This window comes from Priestia megaterium (assembly GCF_046599315.1).
Classification (GTDB): domain Bacteria; phylum Bacillota; class Bacilli; order Bacillales; family Bacillaceae_H; genus Priestia; species Priestia megaterium_F.
In genome coordinates this window covers 41,085-60,000 of the sequence record NZ_JBKIKC010000025.1, presented here as the reverse complement: position 1 = coordinate 60,000, position 18,916 = coordinate 41,085, and the positions used below count along the sequence as shown (strand labels likewise).

The following is an 18,916-nucleotide window of genomic DNA, read 5'->3' as shown; positions in this document are numbered from 1 at the left end:
GGTCACGAAATTGGCACAATGGGCTATGACTATAATTCTTATACGAGCCTAAAACCTAATGAGATTAGACAAGATCTTGCAAAGTCCAAGAAAGTCTTTGATTCTCTAGGCCTTAAAGATGTTCACCTTCTTCGTCCTCCTAACGGACAATTTAATAAAGACATCTTAAAATTAACATCGGATATAGGCTATACAACTGTTCACTGGAGCATTGACTCCAAAGACTGGACAAATCCAGGGGTTGAGAAAATTGTCTCAAATGTTACAAAATCTTTAGATGGGGGAGATATTATATTGCTACACGCGTCTGACTCCGCCCAACAAACAGCAAAGGCTATTCCATATATCAAGAATTCATTACAAAATAAAAAAGTCTCAAACGTAAGTGTTTCAACATTGATTTCAAATTCTAAAACCCAAGTAAAAGATATCCGCTAACATCTATTCTGACTGTATATATAGAGCAAAAGCAGACAAATATACTATTTGTCTGCTTTTGCTATTCTTGCATGTGTAAGAAGTTTCGGCAAAATAAGAAGTTGATACATATTACATATTAGAAGTGGAAACAACATAAGGTAAAGCCAGCTTTCTTCGTTCGTTCGCAGCGCTGGGAACCATTCAATTGTCGTTACAACAATCATAAAAAACAGCGCTGGTACAAAAGCCTCTTTATTCGTTTGCTTTTTCTTTGCGTACGCCACTAACAACCCTACCGCTAATAAGAAAACGCTTATCAAAATATACTTACCTATACCTTCTCCCGGTTGTTGAAAGAACTTATATCGAAAATACGCAACGTCAAATAATACAAATAAAATAAATATAATTTGAACGGATTTCCAAAGAGATATAGATTTAAAAATCCCCAATCCAAATCGGTGAATCGTTAAATATGCAAAAAACCCCATCTGACTAATTAAACTAAAAATAAACCCTACGCCTACGAGCCATGTTAAAACAGCAACAATTTCTCCTATTTTTCCTTGTTGAAATAAATGACCGTATTCCCCCCAGCGTACCGCGAATCCAACAAAAGCTGTGCTTATACCCCCAACAGCTAACGTGGTTAGAAATAGACGAACCCAATTTCGACTATTCACTTCCATCTCCCCCATAAGTTACAAAATTGTACCTTTTCATAAATTGTACCAATCACGTTTTGAAAAATCTAGAGCTCTTTTATGAATAAAAAACCTTGATTATCTCATATTAATCGTAAGCATATTAGGAAAGGAGCTCATTACTATGAAAAAGCGACTCATGCTCCTCATTTATATAGGAATGTGTATGCTTTTAGCTACAGCCTGCGCACCGCAAGACGAAGAAAACAATGGAATGGATTATGATCAGACAAAGAAAATGGTTGTTGATATTTTAAAGACAGATGAAGGAAAAAAAGCTGTCGAGGCTATTATGAAAGATCCTTCTGTTAGACAAGATATTTTGATGGATCAAAACGCGATAAAAGATACAATTTCACAAACTCTAGTATCAGATAAAGGCGTGGAATTTTGGAAAAAAGCCATGGATGATCCTAAATTTGCTGAAAGCTTTGCTAAGAGTCTAGAAAAGGAAAATAAGACGGTCATCAAACAATTAATGAAAGATCCTGAATATCAAGGAATGCTTCAAGATGTTTTAAAGGATCCGGCTATGGAGAAAGAAGTACTGACTGTTTTAAAGAGTAAAGAATATCGTACTTATTTGCAAAAGATTATGAGCGAAACGTTTGATAGCCCTCTGTATCAATCTAAAATTCAAGACATTCTTTTAAAAGCCGCTGAAGAAACACAAGGTGGACAAAAACAAAGCAGCGACGATAGTGATTCTTCTGCCGGTGGATCTGACTCGGGCGGAGAACAGCAACAGCAGTGATTAAATACGCATCTCATATGAGATGCGTATTTAGTCATGTCATTTATTTTTATTAAAATATCTAAATGACTTCTTTATATTTTTTAATACTTAGTATTTTTATTGGAATTGTAAACTTTGACTCTTAGCTTTATGGTAAAATATTATAAATTAACACAATCGTTTTATAGCAAAAGGAGGGAATTCGATGGAATTTCGCGTTATTAAAACGTTTCAAACCATTGTTCGTTTAGGAAGCTTTCAATTAGCCGCTGAATATTTAAAGTACTCTCAGCCCACCATTACACTGCATATTCAAAAATTAGAATCCGAATTAGGATTTAAGCTTTTAGAACGAGGAAAAAGCATTAAGCTTACTGAAGCAGGTAAAATCTTTTACGAGCGGGCAAACATTTTATTAAAGGAATATGAATATCTGAATAACACGCTAAAGGATTATTCAACAGGCGAAGCTGGTACTATTCGAATAGGTGCTGCAGAGCCTACAGCAAGCAGTCGACTGCCTTCCATTCTCTCATTATTTAAAAAAAGATATCCCAACATGGAAATTAGCTTACTCGTTGCAGACGAAAAGCACCTTCATCAACATATACGCAATCAAGAAATCGATTTCGCGATTGGTACTGTTTCAGAATCGTTCAGAGATATAGAATTTGAGGCATTACTAACGGAAAAACTTGTGCTATTACTACCATTCAATCATGCTCTAACAAAAAGAAAAACAATTTTTGCAAAAGATTTGATACATGAAACTCTGATTACAGCTGGGCAATCTTCTGTTCAAAAGAAAATTGAGCAGCTAATCTTTGAACGAACAGGCCAACTGCCTGCTAAAGTACAGTTAGGCACCATTGGCACGCTTCAGCATTTTGTAAAAGAAAACTTAGGAATAGCTGTTGTTCCACAAATAAGCGCAACTCTTCCACCAGATCAAGTGGTAGTTAAAACCATTCATGATTTGCACGAGGGGCCTGCAATCGGCATTTTAAAGCACCAGTCCCACACCGTAAGTACACCTGGAAAAACTTTTTTAGCTCTTTTAAAACAAAAACTTACATTTGATCTAAAAAAGGCTCAGATTGAACTCTCTGTATAATAACAAAAAGCACGCGCTGTTCGAGCGCGTGCTTTTTGTTATTTTCTTGTCGCTGCTTTTTCATTTTCGCAAATAAATGCAATCTTATTCGCAATCTCTCCATATATTTGACCTAAACGATGCGATTCGTCATAAATGGAAGGTGCAAAATCTTCTTCATTCCAGTCGGGTTGACTTAACGGAAGCTGTCCTAAAAGCTCTGTCTGAAGTTCCTCAGCAAGTTTTGGACCTCCGCCTTTACCGAATACGTACTCTTTTTCCCCTGTTAGCTGGCTTTCAAAGTAAGCCATATTTTCTACAACTCCAATCACTTCATGATCAGTTTTCAAAGCCATAGCACCCGCTCTAGCTGCAACAAATGCTGCTGTAGGATGTGGTGTCGTAATAATGACTTCTTTACAAGCAGGAAGCATGGAGTGAACGTCTAATGCGACATCACCTGTTCCAGGAGGTAAGTCTAGTAAAAGATAATCTAATTCTCCCCATTCAACTTCTGTAAAAAAGCTCGTCAACATTTTTCCAAGCATAGGTCCTCGCCAGATAACGGGTGAATTATCTTCTACAAAGAAGCCCATTGAAATAACTTTCACTCCGAAGCGGTCAACTGGAATAATCTTTTCACCTTCTACTACAGGACGTTGTGTAATTCCCATCATATCTGGAACGCTAAATCCATAAATATCGGCATCAATTAAACCAACTTTCTTGCCTAAACGAGCTAGAGAAACGGCCAAGTTAACAGAGACTGTTGATTTACCAACGCCTCCTTTACCACTTGCAATAGCAATAAATTCAGGTGCATTTGGACTAGTTAGTAAGTTTCCATTATTCGGTTGCTCAGCGCGATACTGCTGAAGTTCCTCAGGCGTAAACTCCACAAAACGCAGTCCAACCGACTGTATACCTGCTTTTTTTAATGAGTCCACAATCGTACCTTGCAGGCTCAATTGTTCGCTAGTACCTGTTTTTGCAACGGCAATCTTGAGACTTACATGCTGTTTTTCAGCTTTGATTGTTATTTCTTTAATCGCATCTGTTTCTGATAGTTTTTTATTTAAAAATGGATCTGTAATTTCCCCTACCACTTCTTTTACTTGCTTTTCCGTTAGCATACTCCCACCACCATGTTAAAATCTATTTAATTTATATTATTAAGTATATCATACATATTAGATTTTTCTGAATAGAAGGATGCTAAGCTTTTTATTTGGGCTTTTCTCCAGTAAAATATCGGCTGACTCCTTCATAAATGGATTCAGCTAACTTTTTTTGATAGCGTTTCGATTGAAGCATTTTACGTTCTGTAGGATTTGATAAAAATCCTACTTCAACTAATGCACCGGGTGGTTTAGAATGCTTGAGTAGGTAAAGAGTTTGAATCACTTTTGCTTCACGGCTCGTATTATCCAGGTTATTTCTTAGCTCCTGTTGAATGAGTTTGGCCACTTGTTCATTTTCTTTTAGGGACCCGTAATAGAAAGTTTGGGCTCCTCTCCATGCAGAGGATGGAATAGCATTCAAGTGAATACTTAAGTACAAATCGGCATTCGACTTATTGATCATCGTTAAGCGATTTTTTAAGTCTTCTACTTTTCTCCGACTGTATCCTCTTGTGTCTTTAGCCGCTAGGTCTTCGTCTTTTTCTCTCGTCATAATAACAAGCGCTCCTTGCTCTTGCAGATAGTCTCGAAGCATTAGCGAAATCTTAAGAGTTATTTCTTTTTCAAGCACCTTATCTTCTCCTACCGCTCCTCCATCAACGCCACCATGTCCAGGATCTAGCACAATGACTTTTCCGCTAAGAGGAAGTGAAAGCGAACCGGATGATGTTTTATGATCTATCTGATATTGTACAATGACAAAAAGAACGAGAAGCGCTATAATTGTGCTCATTATTTTTACTTTAGACATTTTATCCCTTCCCTTCTTGCCTCACCTATTTATTTCTATATGGGACAAGAACGGGAATTATGAGTACTTTTTAATGCAAACGTAACCGACGTCTTTTTTCTGCGGTTCGATAGCCTTCTTTACACCAGTCCTGCACATATCCTTGACACAAATAATACAAACCATCTTGATAAAGATCTGTTACAGACATGCTGACCGCTCCGTACAACGTATCAATTAAAAGAGACTCTTCCTGCTTACTGTGCTTCCGAGAGTCTTCGTAGCCTTTACCACATTTACTCACCCGTGCACCTAATAAAAATGATTCGATGGCAATATCAAGACAATATTCCTCCACATGTTCGTCTCCTAGCATATTCCACTGAAACATAGGATGAAAATAACGGCGCAGCCTCTCTTGAAGCAAATCAAACGACAGTTCTCTTAGGACTTTGCGTTCATACTTCATTTCTTTTTCATAACGTTTTTCTTTTAAATATGTAACCTCGTTCACGATAACGCCTCCCTTTTTTACATATTGTCTGCACAAGCGTTCGTCTCATACGCAAACAACAAATAAAAAAAGCCTTGGTCCAAAGACCAAGGCTTGAAACGTAATATAAAATTAACGTTTTGAGAATTGTGGTGCACGACGAGCGCCTTTAAGACCGTATTTTTTACGTTCTTTCGCACGAGCGTCACGAGTTAATAGACCAGCACGTTTTAATGTTCCACGGTATTCAGGGTCTGCTTGTAATAAAGCACGAGAGATTCCGTGACGAATAGCGCCAGCTTGACCTGCATAACCTCCACCATTAACGTTTACAAATACGTCATAGTTACCTACAGTTTCAGTTAAAGCAAGTGGTTGTTTTACTACTTCACGTAGTGCAGCAAATGGAATGTATTCTTCGATTTCACGACCGTTGATTGTTACGCGACCGTTACCTGGTACTAAACGTACACGAGCAACAGAGCTTTTACGACGACCAGTTCCGTAATATTGTACCTGTGCCAAGATAATAACCTCCTCTTATTAATTATCCGCGAAGTTCGTAAACTTCTGGTTTTTGTGCTTCATGTGGATGTGTGTCACCAGCATACACATGTAATTTTTTGAACATTTGACGGCCTAGGCTACCTTTTGGAAGCATGCCTTTGATTCCTAATTCAAGCATTTTCTCAGAGTAGTTAGTACGCATTTCTAATGCTGTACGTTGTTTCAAACCACCTGGGTGCATGCTGTGACGGTAATAAATTTTATCAGTTAATTTTTTACCTGTTAATTCAATTTTTGACGCATTGATAAGGATCACGTGATCACCAGTATCAACATGTGGTGTAAAAGTTGGTTTATGTTTACCGCGTAAGATTGATGCTACTTCACTTGCTAAACGACCTAAAGTTTTACCTTCAGCATCGACAACATACCATTTACGCTCTACTTCGTTTGCTTTCGCCATGAAAGTTGTACGCATGAGTTTCCCTCCTAATTTTCATCATCAATTATAAAATTATTTCAACCTTCTATTTCAACACGATTAATTTCCGGGGCTAACCGTGGGGTTAAAATACATACCATATGATATATTATATCTTTAAGCTACTAATGTCAAGAAAATGTTACACCAGGTTTAGTTGTCATAGAAAACGCGCCATAAATATAGTCCTTGCGAAGGCGCAGTTTTCCCTGCACGAGGACGTGATTTGCTTTCTAGAATATCTTTTATAGTATCTGCTTCAATACGGCCTTGTCCCACTTCTAAAAGCGTTCCAACAAGAATACGAACCATATTATACAGAAAGCCACTTCCAACGAATCTAAACACAAGCTGATCATTCTCTTCATACATATCAATCTTGTAAATTGTACGAATCTTATCTTCCACTTCTGTCCTCGCTGAACAAAAGCTTGTAAAGTCGTGTGTACCGAGTAAATATGTGATGGCTTTTTTCATTTTTGAGTAGTCTAATGAATAAGGATAATGGTATGCATAAGAACGAGTGAAAGGATTTCGATCTTCGCCGCGCAAAATATAATAGCGATACTCTTTTGAAGTAACGTCATACCGGGCGTGAAAATGCGCATCAACTTCACATACATTCTTCATTACAATATCATCTGGTAGCATTGAATTCAATGCTTTTTTCCACTTATCACATGGAATATTTAGGTTTGTATCAAAATGAATGACTTGCCCCTGTGCATGAACATTTGTGTCCGTCCTTCCAGAGGCGTAAATCGGCACTTTTTTGTTATGCATTTTCTCCAGAACGGCTTCAATCTCCAGTTGAACAGTTCGCTTATTTGGCTGAACTTGATAACCAGAAAAGTGTGTGCCGTCATATGCAACTATACATTTTAAACGTCTCATCTTTTCACCAAACAATCTTTACGTTCTAATCAGCACTAAAACAACTGCTACTGCTAGCAGAAGTAAAAGCATAATGGTATCTATGCTTCTCCATTTCAATTGACGGTACTTTGTACGCCCTTCTCCGCCTTTATAGCCCCTTGCCTCCATGGCAATAGCTAACTCTTCAGCACGCTTAAACGAACCTATAAATAAAGGAACAAGTAAAGGAACGACGGCTTTCAAACGATTCGTAATGGGACCGCTACTAAAGTCCACTCCTCGTGCTGTCTGCGCTTTAATAATTTTATCCGTTTCTTCCATCAACGTAGGGATAAAGCGAAGAGAAATGGACATCATTAAAGCTAGTTCGTGTACAGGAAGCTTGAGCTTTTTAAATGGATTCAGCAAGCTTTCCATTCCGTCTGTTACTTCAATGGGCGTAGTCGTTAACGTTAGCATCGTTGTAATTAAAATTAAGAACAAGAAGCGTAAGGAAATTAAAACACCTTGAATAAGACCGCCTTTATAGACAGAAAACCATCCCCATTCAAACAAAAGAGGACCTTCCTTTGTCATGAAGATATGCAAAAGAAACGTGATGACAATAATAAATAACACGGGCTTCAACCCTCTTAAAATAAAAGAAACGGGCACTTTGCTCATCGCTACTATCGCAAGGGTATACACACCTAAAAAAGCATAGCCCATAGGGTTATTTGCCACAAACACAATTAATACATATGCGAATACAAGAAGCAGCTTAGCTCGAGGATCCATTCGATGAACAACAGAATGACCAGGCACATACTTACCAATAATGATTGAGTTCATCATAATCGTTCACCTTGCTGCATGAGGTGCTGCACTTTCTCCACAACTTCTGAAAAGGTAATAACCGTATCCGATGCTTCCAGCTGAAATTTCTCTTGCAGTTTCAGCATAAAGCGAAGCGATTCTGGAACATCTAATCCATATTCTTTTAGCTGGTTATGCTGACCAAACACTTCTCTAGGTGATCCTTTCATCGCAATCGTTCCCTTATTCATCACAATTAGCTCATCAGCGTACATAGCTGCATCTTCCATGCTGTGAGTCACGAGAATCGTCGTCAAGCCTTTTTCCTTATGAAGATGATAAATCATATTCATAATCTCTTGACGCCCTCTAGGGTCCAACCCAGCAGTTGGCTCATCTAAAATTAGCACATTTGGATTCATCGCTAGAATGCCTGCAATCGCTACGCGACGCATTTGTCCACCACTCAAATCAAAAGGAGATCTGTTAAGGATATCCTCTGGTAAACCTACTAACTTGATGAGCTCTCTTGCTTTTTGCTTTGCTTCTTCTTCTGAAACACCATAATTCATTGGTCCAAAAGCTATATCTTTTTCCACCGTTTCTTCAAAAAGCTGATGCTCAGGAAATTGAAACACAACGCCTACTTGCTGACGAATAGCTTTTAAATTCTTTTCTTTTCGATTTGCTTTAATGGTGCGTTCACCGATTTGAATTTCACCAGAAGTTGGCTTCAATAAGGCATTCAGATGCTGTATAATTGTTGATTTCCCAGAACCAGTATGGCCAATAACAGCCAAAAATGTACCTGATTGAATGTCTAAATTTAAGTCATGTAAAGCAATTCGTTCAAATGGTGTATTAACTTGATAACGATGCTCTACTTCTTTGAATATAATGTCCATAGTTCGTCCACCAAGTCCTCATCTGTTAAATGAATTTTTGATAAAGGAATTCCTACGGAAGCAAAACGATGGCTTAGTTTAACGGAAAACGGCAAGTCTAGTCCAATATCCGTTAACTTGGAACCTAATGCAAATACTTCGCGTGGGGTACCTGTTGCATAGATCTTCCCTTTGTTCATTACAATGACTCTGTCAGCCATTGCTACTTCATCTAAATCATGTGTAATTGAAATAACCGTCAGTTGTTTTTCTTCTTTTAATTTTCTAACAGTTTCAATTACTTCACTTCGTCCAATAGGATCTAACATAGATGTTGCTTCATCTAGAATGATGACAGATGGCTGCACGGCAATTATACCCGCAATGGCCACACGCTGTTTTTGTCCACCTGATAGCTGATGAGGCTCTTGATCAAGAAAAGCACTCATATTGACCATTTGGATTGCTTCAGGTATACGTTTTTCCATAATTTCAAATGGAATCCCGTTATTTTCAAGCCCAAATGCAATATCGTCTTGAACGGTTGAGCCAACAAATTGATTATCCGGATTTTGAAACACCATTCCTATCTGCTTGCGCACATCCCATATTGTTTCTTCAGATAAAAGGGTATTACCCACTCGAACCGTTCCTTTTTCAGGCAGCAAAAGACCGTTTAGGATTCGTGCCAGCGTCGATTTACCAGATCCATTGTGTCCAGCTATCGCTAACCATTCACCTTTATAAGCAGAGAAAGAAAGGTGGTCTAATGTTAGGTCTGCTTCAGGATCATATCGAAAGCATAAATCTTTTACCTCTAAAGACATTTCTTTCAACACTATCTTCCTCTCAGCTTTTTCTATTGCAGCATTGCCTACATTGTTTTTTACGCTATTTATCCGGTTTAAGGTATAAAAAAAGGGCAACGACTAGTTACACACTGTCTCGCCCTTTTCTATCTGTATTAAAAATATTAAACTAATTCAATGATAACCATTGGAGCACCGTCACCACGGCGAGGTCCAACTTTTAAGATACGAGTGTAACCGCCTTGGCGATCTTCGTAGCGAGTAGCGATATCGCTGAATAGTTTTTGTAAAGCGCTTTGACCAGCTTCTTCGTTAGCTACTTCATTACGGATGTAAGATGCAGCTTGACGACGAGCGTGTAGATCTCCACGTTTACCTAAAGTAATCATTTTTTCAACAGTTGAACGTAATTCTTTTGCACGAGCTTCAGTTGTCTCAATGCGTTCACTGATGATTAAATCAGTTGTTAAATCACGAAGAAGCGCCTTGCGTTGTGCGCTTGTACGACCTAATTTACGGTAAGACATGTGAGGTCCCCTCCTTTGTTAAGTAGTTAAACAGGTAGATATAATCAGTCGTCCTTACGTAGACCCAAACCTAATTCTTCAAGTTTAGCTTTAACTTCTTCTAAAGATTTACGGCCTAAGTTACGAACTTTCATCATATCTTCTTCTGTTTTATTAGCAAGCTCTTGTACAGTATTGATGCCTGCTCGTTTTAAGCAGTTGTAAGAACGAACAGATAAATCCAGTTCCTCGATCGTCATCTCTAGAACTTTTTCTTTCTGATCTTCTTCTTTTTCTACCATGATCTCTGCTTTTTGAGCTTCATCTGTTAAGTTAACGAAGATATTTAAGTGTTCAGTTAGAATCTTTGCACCTAAAGCAACAGCTTTTTCTGGCTCGATGCTACCGTCAGTCCAAACATCCAATGTTAACTTATCGTAATTTGTCATTTGACCAACACGAGTATTCTCTACATAATACGATACGCGAGTAACAGGCGTATAGATTGAGTCAATTGGAAGTACACCAATTGGTTGGTCTTCACGCTTGTTAGCATCGGCAGGATTATAGCCTCGACCTGTGCGAGCAGTAAGTCTCATACGGAAATGAGCATCTGACTCAAGTGTTGCAATATGAAGATCTGGATTTAGAACTTCGATATCGCTGTCTGCTTGAATGTCAGCAGCCGTTACTGTACCAGGACCTTTAACATCGATCTCAAGTGTTTTCTCTTCATCAGAGTAAATCTTTAACGCTAATTTCTTAACGTTTAAAATGATGTTTGTTACATCTTCAACAACTCCAGGAACTGTTGAAAATTCATGTAATACACCTTCAATTTGAATAGATGTTACAGCTGCACCAGGGAGTGAGGATAATAGGATACGACGTAAGGAGTTACCCAAAGTAGTACCATATCCACGCTCAAGTGGTTCGACGACGAATTTACCGTACTTTCTATCATCGCTGATTTCTACCGTTTCGATTTTTGGCTTTTCAATCTCTATCAATATAAACCCTCCTTCAAAACGTCGAAACCTCGGCTAGACGGCTGATTTCTCAAATGCCTAACCGAAATTCCCTATTAGACAGTTCCCGAATGTGCACAACAAATGGAAAACATTTCGTTGCATGAATAAATTCTACACCATCATCATTATAGACAACGAAATAGAATCTATACATATTAATTATACACGACGACGTTTTGGTGGGCGGCATCCGTTGTGAGGTACAGGAGTAACATCTTTAATAGCTGTTACTTCTAAACCTGCAGCTTGAAGAGCACGGATAGCTGCTTCACGACCAGCACCAGGGCCTTTAACTGTAACTTCAAGAGTTTTCATTCCGTTATCCATAGAAACTTTTGCAGCAGTTTCAGCAGCCATTTGCGCAGCAAATGGAGTAGATTTACGAGAACCTCTGAAGCCAAGTGCGCCTGCACTAGACCAAGCAATCGCATTACCGTGAACATCTGTAATTGTTACAATAGTATTGTTAAACGTTGAGCGAATATGAGCTACACCAGCTTCAATATTCTTTTTCACGCGACGTTTACGTGTATTAGTTTTACGTGCCATCTGTTAATGACCTCCCTTACTAATTATTTCTTCTTGTTCGCTACAGTACGGCGTGGGCCTTTACGTGTACGAGCATTGTTTTTACTGTTTTGACCACGAACTGGTAAACTACGACGGTGGCGGATACCACGGTATGAACCAATCTCAATTAAACGTTTGATGTTTAAAGAAACTTCACGACGAAGATCGCCTTCTACTTTATAGCTATCTAAAATATCACGAATTTTACCTAATTCTTCTTCTGTTAAGTCACGAACGCGAGTATCTTCAGAAACTCCAGCTTCAGCTAGAACTTTTTCAGCAGTTGGACGACCAATACCAAAAATGTATGTTAATGAAATTACTACACGCTTGTCACGAGGAATATCAACACCAGCAATACGTGCCATATGAATAGTGCACCTCCTTATTGATTAACCTTGTTTTTGTTTATGCTTAGGGTTTTCACAAATTACCATTACTTTACCTTTTCTACGGATAACTTTACATTTTTCGCAGATTGGTTTAACTGATGGTCTGACTTTCATGTTTCATACCTCCTTGATAGTACGGAGTGCATAGGTTTTATTTGAAACGGTACGTAATTCTACCGCGAGTTAAATCGTATGGTGACAATTCTACAGTTACTTTATCACCAGGTAAGATTCGAATGAAATGCATGCGAATTTTTCCTGATACGTGAGCAAGTACTGTATGACCATTTTCTAATTCTACCTTGAACATAGCGTTAGGTAAAGTCTCAGCAACTGTACCTTCAACTTCAATTACATCGTCTTTTGCCATTAAAGTGCTCTCCTTTCTTTGAAACAGTAACAAGCTATCATTAAACGACTTAAAAAGAACCTGTTCTGAACATCCGGAGATCGTAATCATTAAATTCAAGATGATTGACGCTAATATACATCTTTACCATTTTAACAGCAATTCAGACGAAAAACGATCATCGTGAATTTAGATAATTACTGTTTACTGTCCAGTGCATCTAGCGAGGAATGGATAGAGATAACATCCTTTAACATTACAATGCTGTCAGAATTTCATATCCCGTCTCAGTAATAGCAATAGTATGTTCGAAGTGCGCACACATTTTACCATCCACTGTCACTACTGTCCAGTTATCAGGTAATGTTTTTACATATCGCATACCAGCATTCACCATTGGCTCAACTGCCAATACCATGCCTGGACGTAGACGCGGTCCTTTATTCGGTGGACCATAATGAGGTACTTGCGGATCTTCATGTAAGTCTTTGCCAACCCCATGGCCGACATATTCTCTTACAATCGAAAAGTTACGTGATTCTGCGTACTGTTGAATAGCATGTGAAATATTCGACAAACGCTCACCCGGCTTAGCTTCTGCTAATCCTTTATAGAGAGATTGCTCAGTCACATCAAGCAGCTCTTGATTTTCTAATGAAATCTTTCCCACTCCATATGTCCAAGCTGAATCACCGTGATAGCCACCGAATTTAGCTCCGATGTCTAAACTGATGATATCTCCTTCATTAAGTTTGCGTTCTCCCGGAATACCATGAACTAATTCTTCATTCACAGAAGCACATACACTGCCGCGAAAACCATTATACCCTTTAAAAGACGGAATTGCATCATGTTGACGAATAAAATTTTCAGCAATTGCATCCAATTCTATAGTCGTAATACCTGGAGCGATATGTTTTTTTAACTCTTGATGAGTTAAAGCCACGATTCGTCCAGCTTCACGCATGACCTCAATTTCCTCTGGTGTCTTGCAAATGATCATTGCTTAACCCCAGCAAGTAATTGACGAACATCCTCAAACACAATGTTAATATCTTGATTACCATTAATATTGCGTAGATAACCTTTTTCTCGATAGAAATCAAGCAAAGGTTGAGATTGTTTAACATTAACTGAAAGTCTAGTTGAAACCGTCTCAGCATTGTCATCTGCACGTTGGTAAAGCTCGCCACCACATTTGTCACAAACTCCTTCTTTCGCAGGAGGATTGAATACTAAGTGGTAAGTAGCTCCGCAATCTTTACAAATGCGGCGTCCAGTAAGACGCTCCATTAAAATGCTTTGATCTACATCAATATTAATCACATAATCAATTTGCTTGTTTAGTTCTTTTGTAATTGTTTCAAGAGCTTCTGCTTGGGCCACTGTTCTTGGGAAGCCATCAAGTAAAAAGCCATTTTCACAATCTTTTTTGTTTAAACGCTCGCGCACAATTCCAATTGTTACTTCATCAGGAACAAGGTTACCTTGGTCCATAAATGATTTAGCTTTTAAACCTAGTTGCGTTCCTTCTTTAATTGCAGCTCGGAACATATCTCCTGTTGAGATATGAGGGATATCGTAATGCTCAACGATTTTTTCTGCTTGAGTACCTTTCCCAGCACCAGGAAGACCCATTAACACTAAATTCATTTCTTGCTTCCCCCTCAGTATCTTATCCGTTTAATGGGAAAGCAGCTTGCTTCCCACTAAACAGCTTTACTTAATAAATCCCTTATAATGACGTTTCACTAATTGACTCTCAAGCTGCTTCATTGTCTCAAGAGCTACACCGACAACAATTAACAAACTAGTACCGCCGATCTGAGCAGATGATGGTAGGTTTGCAATTTTGATGAACAGAACCGGCAACACAGCAATTAACGCAAGGAATATCGAACCGATTAATGTCAGACGATATAACACTTTCGTTAAATATGCTTGTGTGCTTTTACCAGGACGTATGCCTGGGATGTAGCCACCTTGCTTTTTCAAGTTTTCTGCAACTTGTTCAGGATTAACTTGAACAAATGTATAGAAGTAACAAAAAGCAATGATTAACGCTACATACACTATCATACCAATTGGCTTAGTATAGTCAAATGTATTCTGAATCCACGTTGTTACATCATTTGGACCGAAAAATGATGCAATTGTTGGTGGTGTGATAATAAATGAAACTGCAAAGATAACAGGAATAACCCCAGCAGCATTTACTTTTAACGGTAAATGAGTGGATTGACCTCCAACAGGATTACGACCAGCTGAACCCTTTGCATATTGAATAGGAATTTTTCGTAGCGCTTGTTGGAAGTAAATAACCCCAACAATAATAGCTAAAACTGCGATGGCAATTAAAACTACCGTTACGATACGAATGAATAATTGATCCCCAACGTCTTCAAATTGCTGTGCATAAATTTGATTTAATGTTGTCGGAATACCAGCCGCAATACCAGCAAAGATAATAATAGAAATACCATTACCTACGCCTTTTGCAGTAATCTGCTCTCCTAACCACATTAAGAAGGCAGTACCTGCCGTTAACACTGTAGCAATTAGAAGATACGTAGAAATTCCTGGATTAGCGATCAATTGTCCGCCCGAAATATTGTTGAATCCTATAGACATACCTAAAGCCTGGATAAATCCAAGCACAATTGTTCCATAACGAGTTACTTGAGCTAATTTACGGCGCCCAACATCTCCCTGCTTTGACCATTCTGTAAACTTAGGTACAACATCCATCTGCAATAATTGGACGATGATGGATGCTGTAATATAAGGCATAATGCCCATAGCAAGAATGGAGAAGTTTTTTAACGCGCCGCCGCCAAATGTATTCAGAACCCCGAATACATTTAACCCATCTTGCAATTTTAGTACATCCGTATTAACACTTGGCACAGGAATAAATGTACCAATTCGGAAGACAATTAACATTAACAAAGTGAAAAAGATTTTTTGTCTTATTTCACGCACGCGCATTAAATTGGAGATTGTTTGAAACATTAGATCACCTCAACTGTACCGCCAGCAGCTTCGATAGCTTCTTTAGCAGTTGAAGAGAATTTAGCAGCTTTAACAGTTAGCTTAGAGTTTAATGTACCGTTTCCTAGTACTTTAACGCCAGCTTTTGCTTTGCTTACTAAACCAGTTTCGATTAATAATTCTGGTGTTACTTCAGTTCCATCTTCAAAACGGTTAAGAGCTTCTAAATTAACGATCGCATATTCTTTGCGATTGATATTAGTGAACCCACGTTTTGGAAGACGACGGAATAAAGGAGTTTGACCACCTTCGAAGCCAGGTCTTACGCCACCGCCAGAGCGAGCGTTTTGCCCTTTGTGACCTTTACCTGAAGTCTTTCCGTTACCTGAACCAGTACCACGACCTACACGGTTACGTACTTTACGTGAACCTTCAGCTGGTTTCAATTCATGAAGTTTCATTCCGGAGCACCTCCTTAGAGTGACAATTTATACTTATTGCTCTTTTACTGTAACAAGGTGAGCTACTTTGTTAATCATTCCGCGAATTGCAGGATTATCGTCTTGAACGACAGTTTGATTTAACTTACGTAGGCCAAGTGTACGAACAGTTACACGTTGATCTTCTGGACGACCAATTACGCTACGAGTAAGGGTAATTGCTAGTTTGTTTGCCATTCTATATCCCTCCCTTATCCTAACAGTTCTTCTACAGTCTTGCCACGTAGTTTTGCAACATCTTCAGCACGTTTTAGGTTAGCTAAACCGTTAAGAGTTGCACGTACCATGTTGATTGGAGTATTTGAACCTAAAGATTTAGATAGAATATCACTTACGCCAGCCAATTCTAATACCGCACGAACTGGACCACCAGCGATAACTCCTGTACCTTCAGAAGCAGGTTTTAAGAAAATTTGACCTGCACCAAATTGTCCAAGGATTTCGTGTGGAATAGATGTACCAACCATAGGTACAGTAATTAAGTTTTTCTTCGCATCTTCAATTGCTTTACGGATTGCATCTGGTACCTCTTGTGCTTTACCAGTACCGAATCCAACGTGACCGTTTTTGTCACCAACTACAACTAATGCAGCGAAGCGGAAACGACGTCCACCTTTCACAACTTTAGCTACGCGGTTAACGGTAACAACACGTTCTTCAAGCTCTAATTTATTTGGATCAATACGACGCATGATTTTCCCTCCTTTTACAATTAGAATTGTAATCCAGCTTCACGAGCAGCGTCAGCTAATGCTTTAACACGGCCATGATATAAATAACCGCCACGGTCGAATACTACTTCGTTTACACCTTTTTCTACTGCGCGTTTAGCGACTAATTCGCCAACTTTAATAGCAGCTTCAGTGTTACCAGTGCTTTCTAAAGTCAGGTCTTTATCTAACGTTGAAGCACTTGCGATTGTTACTGAATTTAAATCGTCGATAACTTGTGCGTAAATATGTTGATTAGAACGGAACACGTTTAAACGCGGACGAGTTGCAGTTCCAGATAACTTCGCACGAACACGAGCATGTCTTTTTTTACGAACTTTGTTTTTATCAAGCTTCGTGATCATTTCGGGCACTCCTTTCTTTTACCTAACCGGCATTACTTCTTAGCAGTTTTACCTTCTTTACGACGTACATATTCGCCTTCGTAACGAATACCTTTACCTTTGTAAGGCTCTGGTGGACGAACGTCACGAATATTTGCAGCTAATGCACCTACGCGTTCTTTATCAATACCTTTAATAACGATCTTAGTTTGAGAAGGAACTTCGATTTCGATTCCTGTTTCAGGAGTAATCTCAACTGGGTGAGAGTATCCAACGCTCAATACTAATTTGCTACCTGATTTTTGTGCACGGTAACCTACACCGACTAATTCTAAACCACGTTCGAATCCTTTAGTAACACCTTCAACCATGTTACCTAAAAGGCTACGAGTAGTTCCGTGAAGAGCACGGTGCTCTTTATTGTCGCTAGGACGATTAACAACTAATACGTTGTCTTCAACTTTGATTTCGATTTCAGGGTGGAATGTACGAGTTAATTCACCCTTTGGTCCTTTTACAGTTACAGTGTTGCTCTCGTTCGTAACTGTAACACCTGCTGGAAGTTCTAAAGGCTTTTTACCAACACGTGACATAGTTACACCTCCATTCACATTTAAAACTTATTACCAAACGTACGCTAATACTTCTCCACCAGTTTGCTTTTGACGAGCTTCTTTGTCAGTTAAAACACCTTGAGAAGTAGAAACGATTGCGATACCTAAACCGTTAAGTACACGTGGTACTTCGTTAGTTTTTGCATAAACACGTAGACCAGGTTTACTGATACGTTTTAAGCCTGTAATTACACGTTCGTTATTTGAACCGTATTTTAAGAAGATACGGATAATACCTTGTTTGTTGTCTTCGATGTATTCTACATCACGTACGAAACCCTCACGCTTAAGGATTTCTGCAATTTGCTTCTTAATGTTAGAAGCAGGAACTTCAATTTTCTCATGACGAACCATGTTCGCATTGCGGATACGAGTTAGTAAATCTGCAATAGGATCAGTCATTACCATATTAATTTACCTCCTTCCCAAACTTGGGTTTTACCAACTAGCTTTTTTAACACCAGGAATTTGACCTTTATAAGCAAGCTCACGGAAACAAATACGGCAAAGCTTGAATTTACGTAGTACTGAGTGTGGACGTCCACAACGTTCGCAACGTGTATACTCCTGTACTTGGAATTTTTGCTGGCGTTTTTGCTTCGCAATCATTGATTTTTTAGCCACATTTTCGCCTCCTCTGCTTAACGTTGGCAGTTATTACTTCTGGAACGGCATACCGAACTGAGTTAAAAGCTCACGAGCTTCTTCATCAGTGTTTGCTGTTGTAACAATAACGATATCCATACCACGAACTTTAGTTACTTTATCATAATCGATCTCTGGGAAGATCAATTGTTCTTTAACACCTAATGTGTAGTTTCCACGACCATCAAATGCTTTTTTAGATACACCACGGAAATCACGTACACGTGGAAGTGATACTGATACTAGTTTATCGAAGAATTCGTACATACGCTCGCCGCGTAAAGTAACTTTCGCACCGATTGGCATACCTTCACGAAGACGGAAACCAGCGATAGATTTTTTCGCACGAGTTACAACAGGTTTTTGACCAGTGATTTCAGCTAGTTCTTCAACAGCGTTATCTAAAGCTTTTGAGTTAGAAACAGCATCACCGATACCCATGTTGATTACGATCTTTTCGATTTTTGGCACTTGCATTACAGATTGATAATTAAACTTGCTAACTAGAGCAGGAGTAATTTCTTTTGTAAATTTCTCTTTAAGACGGTTCATGTG

General features: G+C 38.8%; 30 protein-coding genes (1 of these 30 running past the window's edge). 3 read left to right on the top strand and 27 right to left on the bottom strand.

The window, feature by feature from the left end; genetic code table 11:
• Nucleotides 1-438, top strand: the 3' portion of a protein-coding gene (pdaB, locus tag ACLHDF_RS31265) for a polysaccharide deacetylase family sporulation protein PdaB (protein ID WP_413922229.1). It extends 327 nt beyond the left edge of the window; 438 of the gene's 765 nt are visible here — the last part of the coding sequence; the start codon falls outside the window, past its left edge; the stop codon is at nt 436-438.
• Nucleotides 439-482: 44 nt separating this feature from the next.
• Here the strand turns inward: pdaB and ACLHDF_RS31260 are convergent, their stop codons facing one another.
• A complete protein-coding gene (locus ACLHDF_RS31260; protein WP_413922228.1) occupies nt 483-1,103 on the bottom strand; it encodes a KinB-signaling pathway activation protein in 621 nt (206 codons plus the stop codon).
• 145 nt (nt 1,104-1,248) lie between these two features.
• Here ACLHDF_RS31260 and gerD point away from each other — a divergent pair, with 145 nt between their 5' ends.
• Together gerD and ACLHDF_RS31250 are read left to right on the top strand one after the other, a co-directional pair.
• Nucleotides 1,249-1,878: a spore germination lipoprotein GerD gene (gerD, locus tag ACLHDF_RS31255; protein WP_413922227.1), complete on the top strand. Its 630-nt coding sequence runs from the start codon at nt 1,249-1,251 to the stop codon at nt 1,876-1,878.
• A 187-nt stretch (nt 1,879-2,065) separates the two neighbouring features.
• Nucleotides 2,066-2,974, top strand: a complete 909-nt coding sequence (locus ACLHDF_RS31250) for a LysR family transcriptional regulator (RefSeq protein ID WP_413922226.1) — start codon at nt 2,066-2,068, stop codon at nt 2,972-2,974.
• 38 nt (nt 2,975-3,012) lie between these two features.
• On the opposite strand, the gene ACLHDF_RS31245 is transcribed toward ACLHDF_RS31250, so the two are convergent.
• The 26 genes from ACLHDF_RS31245 to rplE form a co-directional block, all read right to left on the bottom strand.
• Complete coding sequence (locus tag ACLHDF_RS31245; protein WP_413922225.1) at nt 3,013-4,086, bottom strand: Mrp/NBP35 family ATP-binding protein; 1,074 nt, start codon at nt 4,084-4,086, stop codon at nt 3,013-3,015.
• Nucleotides 4,087-4,177: 91 nt separating this feature from the next.
• Complete coding sequence (gene cwlD / locus ACLHDF_RS31240; RefSeq protein ID WP_413922224.1) at nt 4,178-4,885, bottom strand: N-acetylmuramoyl-L-alanine amidase CwlD; 708 nt, start codon at nt 4,883-4,885, stop codon at nt 4,178-4,180.
• A 70-nt stretch (nt 4,886-4,955) separates the two neighbouring features.
• On the bottom strand, nt 4,956-5,378 hold the full coding sequence (locus tag ACLHDF_RS31235) for a DUF2521 family protein (RefSeq protein WP_413922223.1): 423 nt from the start codon (nt 5,376-5,378) through the stop codon (nt 4,956-4,958).
• A 111-nt stretch (nt 5,379-5,489) separates the two neighbouring features.
• Nucleotides 5,490-5,882 (bottom strand): 30S ribosomal protein S9, encoded by a 393-nt coding sequence (gene rpsI, locus ACLHDF_RS31230; RefSeq protein ID WP_413922222.1) that lies wholly within the window; start codon nt 5,880-5,882, stop codon nt 5,490-5,492.
• Nucleotides 5,883-5,904: 22 nt separating this feature from the next.
• Nucleotides 5,905-6,342, bottom strand: a complete 438-nt coding sequence (gene rplM, locus ACLHDF_RS31225; protein WP_209150827.1) for a 50S ribosomal protein L13 — start codon at nt 6,340-6,342, stop codon at nt 5,905-5,907.
• Between the two features lie 156 nt (nt 6,343-6,498).
• Nucleotides 6,499-7,239, bottom strand: coding sequence for a tRNA pseudouridine(38-40) synthase TruA (truA, locus tag ACLHDF_RS31220; protein ID WP_413922221.1), 741 nt, complete (start codon nt 7,237-7,239; stop codon nt 6,499-6,501).
• A gap of 18 nt (nt 7,240-7,257) precedes the next feature.
• Nucleotides 7,258-8,055, bottom strand: coding sequence for an energy-coupling factor transporter transmembrane component T family protein (locus ACLHDF_RS31215; RefSeq protein ID WP_413922220.1), 798 nt, complete (start codon nt 8,053-8,055; stop codon nt 7,258-7,260).
• Nucleotides 8,052-8,921, bottom strand: a complete 870-nt coding sequence (locus tag ACLHDF_RS31210) for an energy-coupling factor ABC transporter ATP-binding protein (RefSeq protein ID WP_413922219.1) — start codon at nt 8,919-8,921, stop codon at nt 8,052-8,054. Before ACLHDF_RS31210 ends, ACLHDF_RS31215 begins: the two co-directional genes overlap by 4 nt.
• Nucleotides 8,897-9,736, bottom strand: coding sequence for an energy-coupling factor ABC transporter ATP-binding protein (locus tag ACLHDF_RS31205; protein ID WP_413922218.1), 840 nt, complete (start codon nt 9,734-9,736; stop codon nt 8,897-8,899). The genes ACLHDF_RS31210 and ACLHDF_RS31205 overlap by 25 nt, the downstream gene beginning before the upstream one ends.
• Before the next feature lie 137 nt (nt 9,737-9,873).
• Nucleotides 9,874-10,236: a 50S ribosomal protein L17 gene (rplQ, locus tag ACLHDF_RS31200; protein ID WP_013054953.1), complete on the bottom strand. Its 363-nt coding sequence runs from the start codon at nt 10,234-10,236 to the stop codon at nt 9,874-9,876.
• Between the two features lie 44 nt (nt 10,237-10,280).
• The gene (locus ACLHDF_RS31195) at nt 10,281-11,225 is read right to left on the bottom strand and encodes a DNA-directed RNA polymerase subunit alpha (RefSeq protein ID WP_013054952.1); all 945 of its coding nucleotides are present in this window, start codon (nt 11,223-11,225) and stop codon (nt 10,281-10,283) included.
• A 180-nt stretch (nt 11,226-11,405) separates the two neighbouring features.
• Nucleotides 11,406-11,795, bottom strand: coding sequence for a 30S ribosomal protein S11 (rpsK, locus tag ACLHDF_RS31190; protein WP_013054951.1), 390 nt, complete (start codon nt 11,793-11,795; stop codon nt 11,406-11,408).
• A 23-nt stretch (nt 11,796-11,818) separates the two neighbouring features.
• The gene (rpsM, locus tag ACLHDF_RS31185) at nt 11,819-12,184 is read right to left on the bottom strand and encodes a 30S ribosomal protein S13 (RefSeq protein WP_013054950.1); all 366 of its coding nucleotides are present in this window, start codon (nt 12,182-12,184) and stop codon (nt 11,819-11,821) included.
• Nucleotides 12,185-12,208: 24 nt separating this feature from the next.
• Nucleotides 12,209-12,322: a 50S ribosomal protein L36 gene (rpmJ, locus tag ACLHDF_RS31180; protein WP_003156543.1), complete on the bottom strand. Its 114-nt coding sequence runs from the start codon at nt 12,320-12,322 to the stop codon at nt 12,209-12,211.
• A gap of 37 nt (nt 12,323-12,359) precedes the next feature.
• Nucleotides 12,360-12,578, bottom strand: a complete 219-nt coding sequence (infA, locus tag ACLHDF_RS31175; protein ID WP_010285101.1) for a translation initiation factor IF-1 — start codon at nt 12,576-12,578, stop codon at nt 12,360-12,362.
• A gap of 235 nt (nt 12,579-12,813) precedes the next feature.
• Nucleotides 12,814-13,560, bottom strand: coding sequence for a type I methionyl aminopeptidase (map, locus tag ACLHDF_RS31170; RefSeq protein ID WP_014462024.1), 747 nt, complete (start codon nt 13,558-13,560; stop codon nt 12,814-12,816).
• Complete coding sequence (locus ACLHDF_RS31165) at nt 13,557-14,210, bottom strand: adenylate kinase (RefSeq protein WP_413922217.1); 654 nt, start codon at nt 14,208-14,210, stop codon at nt 13,557-13,559. Before ACLHDF_RS31165 ends, map begins: the two co-directional genes overlap by 4 nt.
• 66 nt (nt 14,211-14,276) lie before the next feature.
• A complete protein-coding gene (gene secY / locus ACLHDF_RS31160; protein ID WP_013054947.1) occupies nt 14,277-15,569 on the bottom strand; it encodes a preprotein translocase subunit SecY in 1,293 nt (430 codons plus the stop codon).
• Nucleotides 15,569-16,009, bottom strand: a complete 441-nt coding sequence (gene rplO, locus ACLHDF_RS31155; RefSeq protein ID WP_013054946.1) for a 50S ribosomal protein L15 — start codon at nt 16,007-16,009, stop codon at nt 15,569-15,571. Before rplO ends, secY begins: the two co-directional genes overlap by 1 nt.
• Nucleotides 16,010-16,042: 33 nt before the next feature.
• The gene (gene rpmD / locus ACLHDF_RS31150; RefSeq protein WP_013054945.1) at nt 16,043-16,225 is read right to left on the bottom strand and encodes a 50S ribosomal protein L30; all 183 of its coding nucleotides are present in this window, start codon (nt 16,223-16,225) and stop codon (nt 16,043-16,045) included.
• A gap of 14 nt (nt 16,226-16,239) precedes the next feature.
• Nucleotides 16,240-16,740 (bottom strand): 30S ribosomal protein S5, encoded by a 501-nt coding sequence (rpsE, locus tag ACLHDF_RS31145; protein WP_116077804.1) that lies wholly within the window; start codon nt 16,738-16,740, stop codon nt 16,240-16,242.
• A 20-nt stretch (nt 16,741-16,760) separates the two neighbouring features.
• Nucleotides 16,761-17,123: a 50S ribosomal protein L18 gene (gene rplR / locus ACLHDF_RS31140; RefSeq protein WP_013054943.1), complete on the bottom strand. Its 363-nt coding sequence runs from the start codon at nt 17,121-17,123 to the stop codon at nt 16,761-16,763.
• Nucleotides 17,124-17,155: 32 nt separating this feature from the next.
• Nucleotides 17,156-17,695: a 50S ribosomal protein L6 gene (rplF, locus tag ACLHDF_RS31135; protein WP_013054942.1), complete on the bottom strand. Its 540-nt coding sequence runs from the start codon at nt 17,693-17,695 to the stop codon at nt 17,156-17,158.
• A 30-nt stretch (nt 17,696-17,725) separates the two neighbouring features.
• Nucleotides 17,726-18,124, bottom strand: a complete 399-nt coding sequence (rpsH, locus tag ACLHDF_RS31130) for a 30S ribosomal protein S8 (protein WP_013054941.1) — start codon at nt 18,122-18,124, stop codon at nt 17,726-17,728.
• Nucleotides 18,125-18,154: 30 nt separating this feature from the next.
• The gene (locus ACLHDF_RS31125; protein WP_013054940.1) at nt 18,155-18,340 is read right to left on the bottom strand and encodes a type Z 30S ribosomal protein S14; all 186 of its coding nucleotides are present in this window, start codon (nt 18,338-18,340) and stop codon (nt 18,155-18,157) included.
• Between the two features lie 33 nt (nt 18,341-18,373).
• Nucleotides 18,374-18,913, bottom strand: a complete 540-nt coding sequence (gene rplE, locus ACLHDF_RS31120) for a 50S ribosomal protein L5 (protein ID WP_413922216.1) — start codon at nt 18,911-18,913, stop codon at nt 18,374-18,376.
• Nucleotides 18,914-18,916 lie beyond the last annotated feature (3 nt).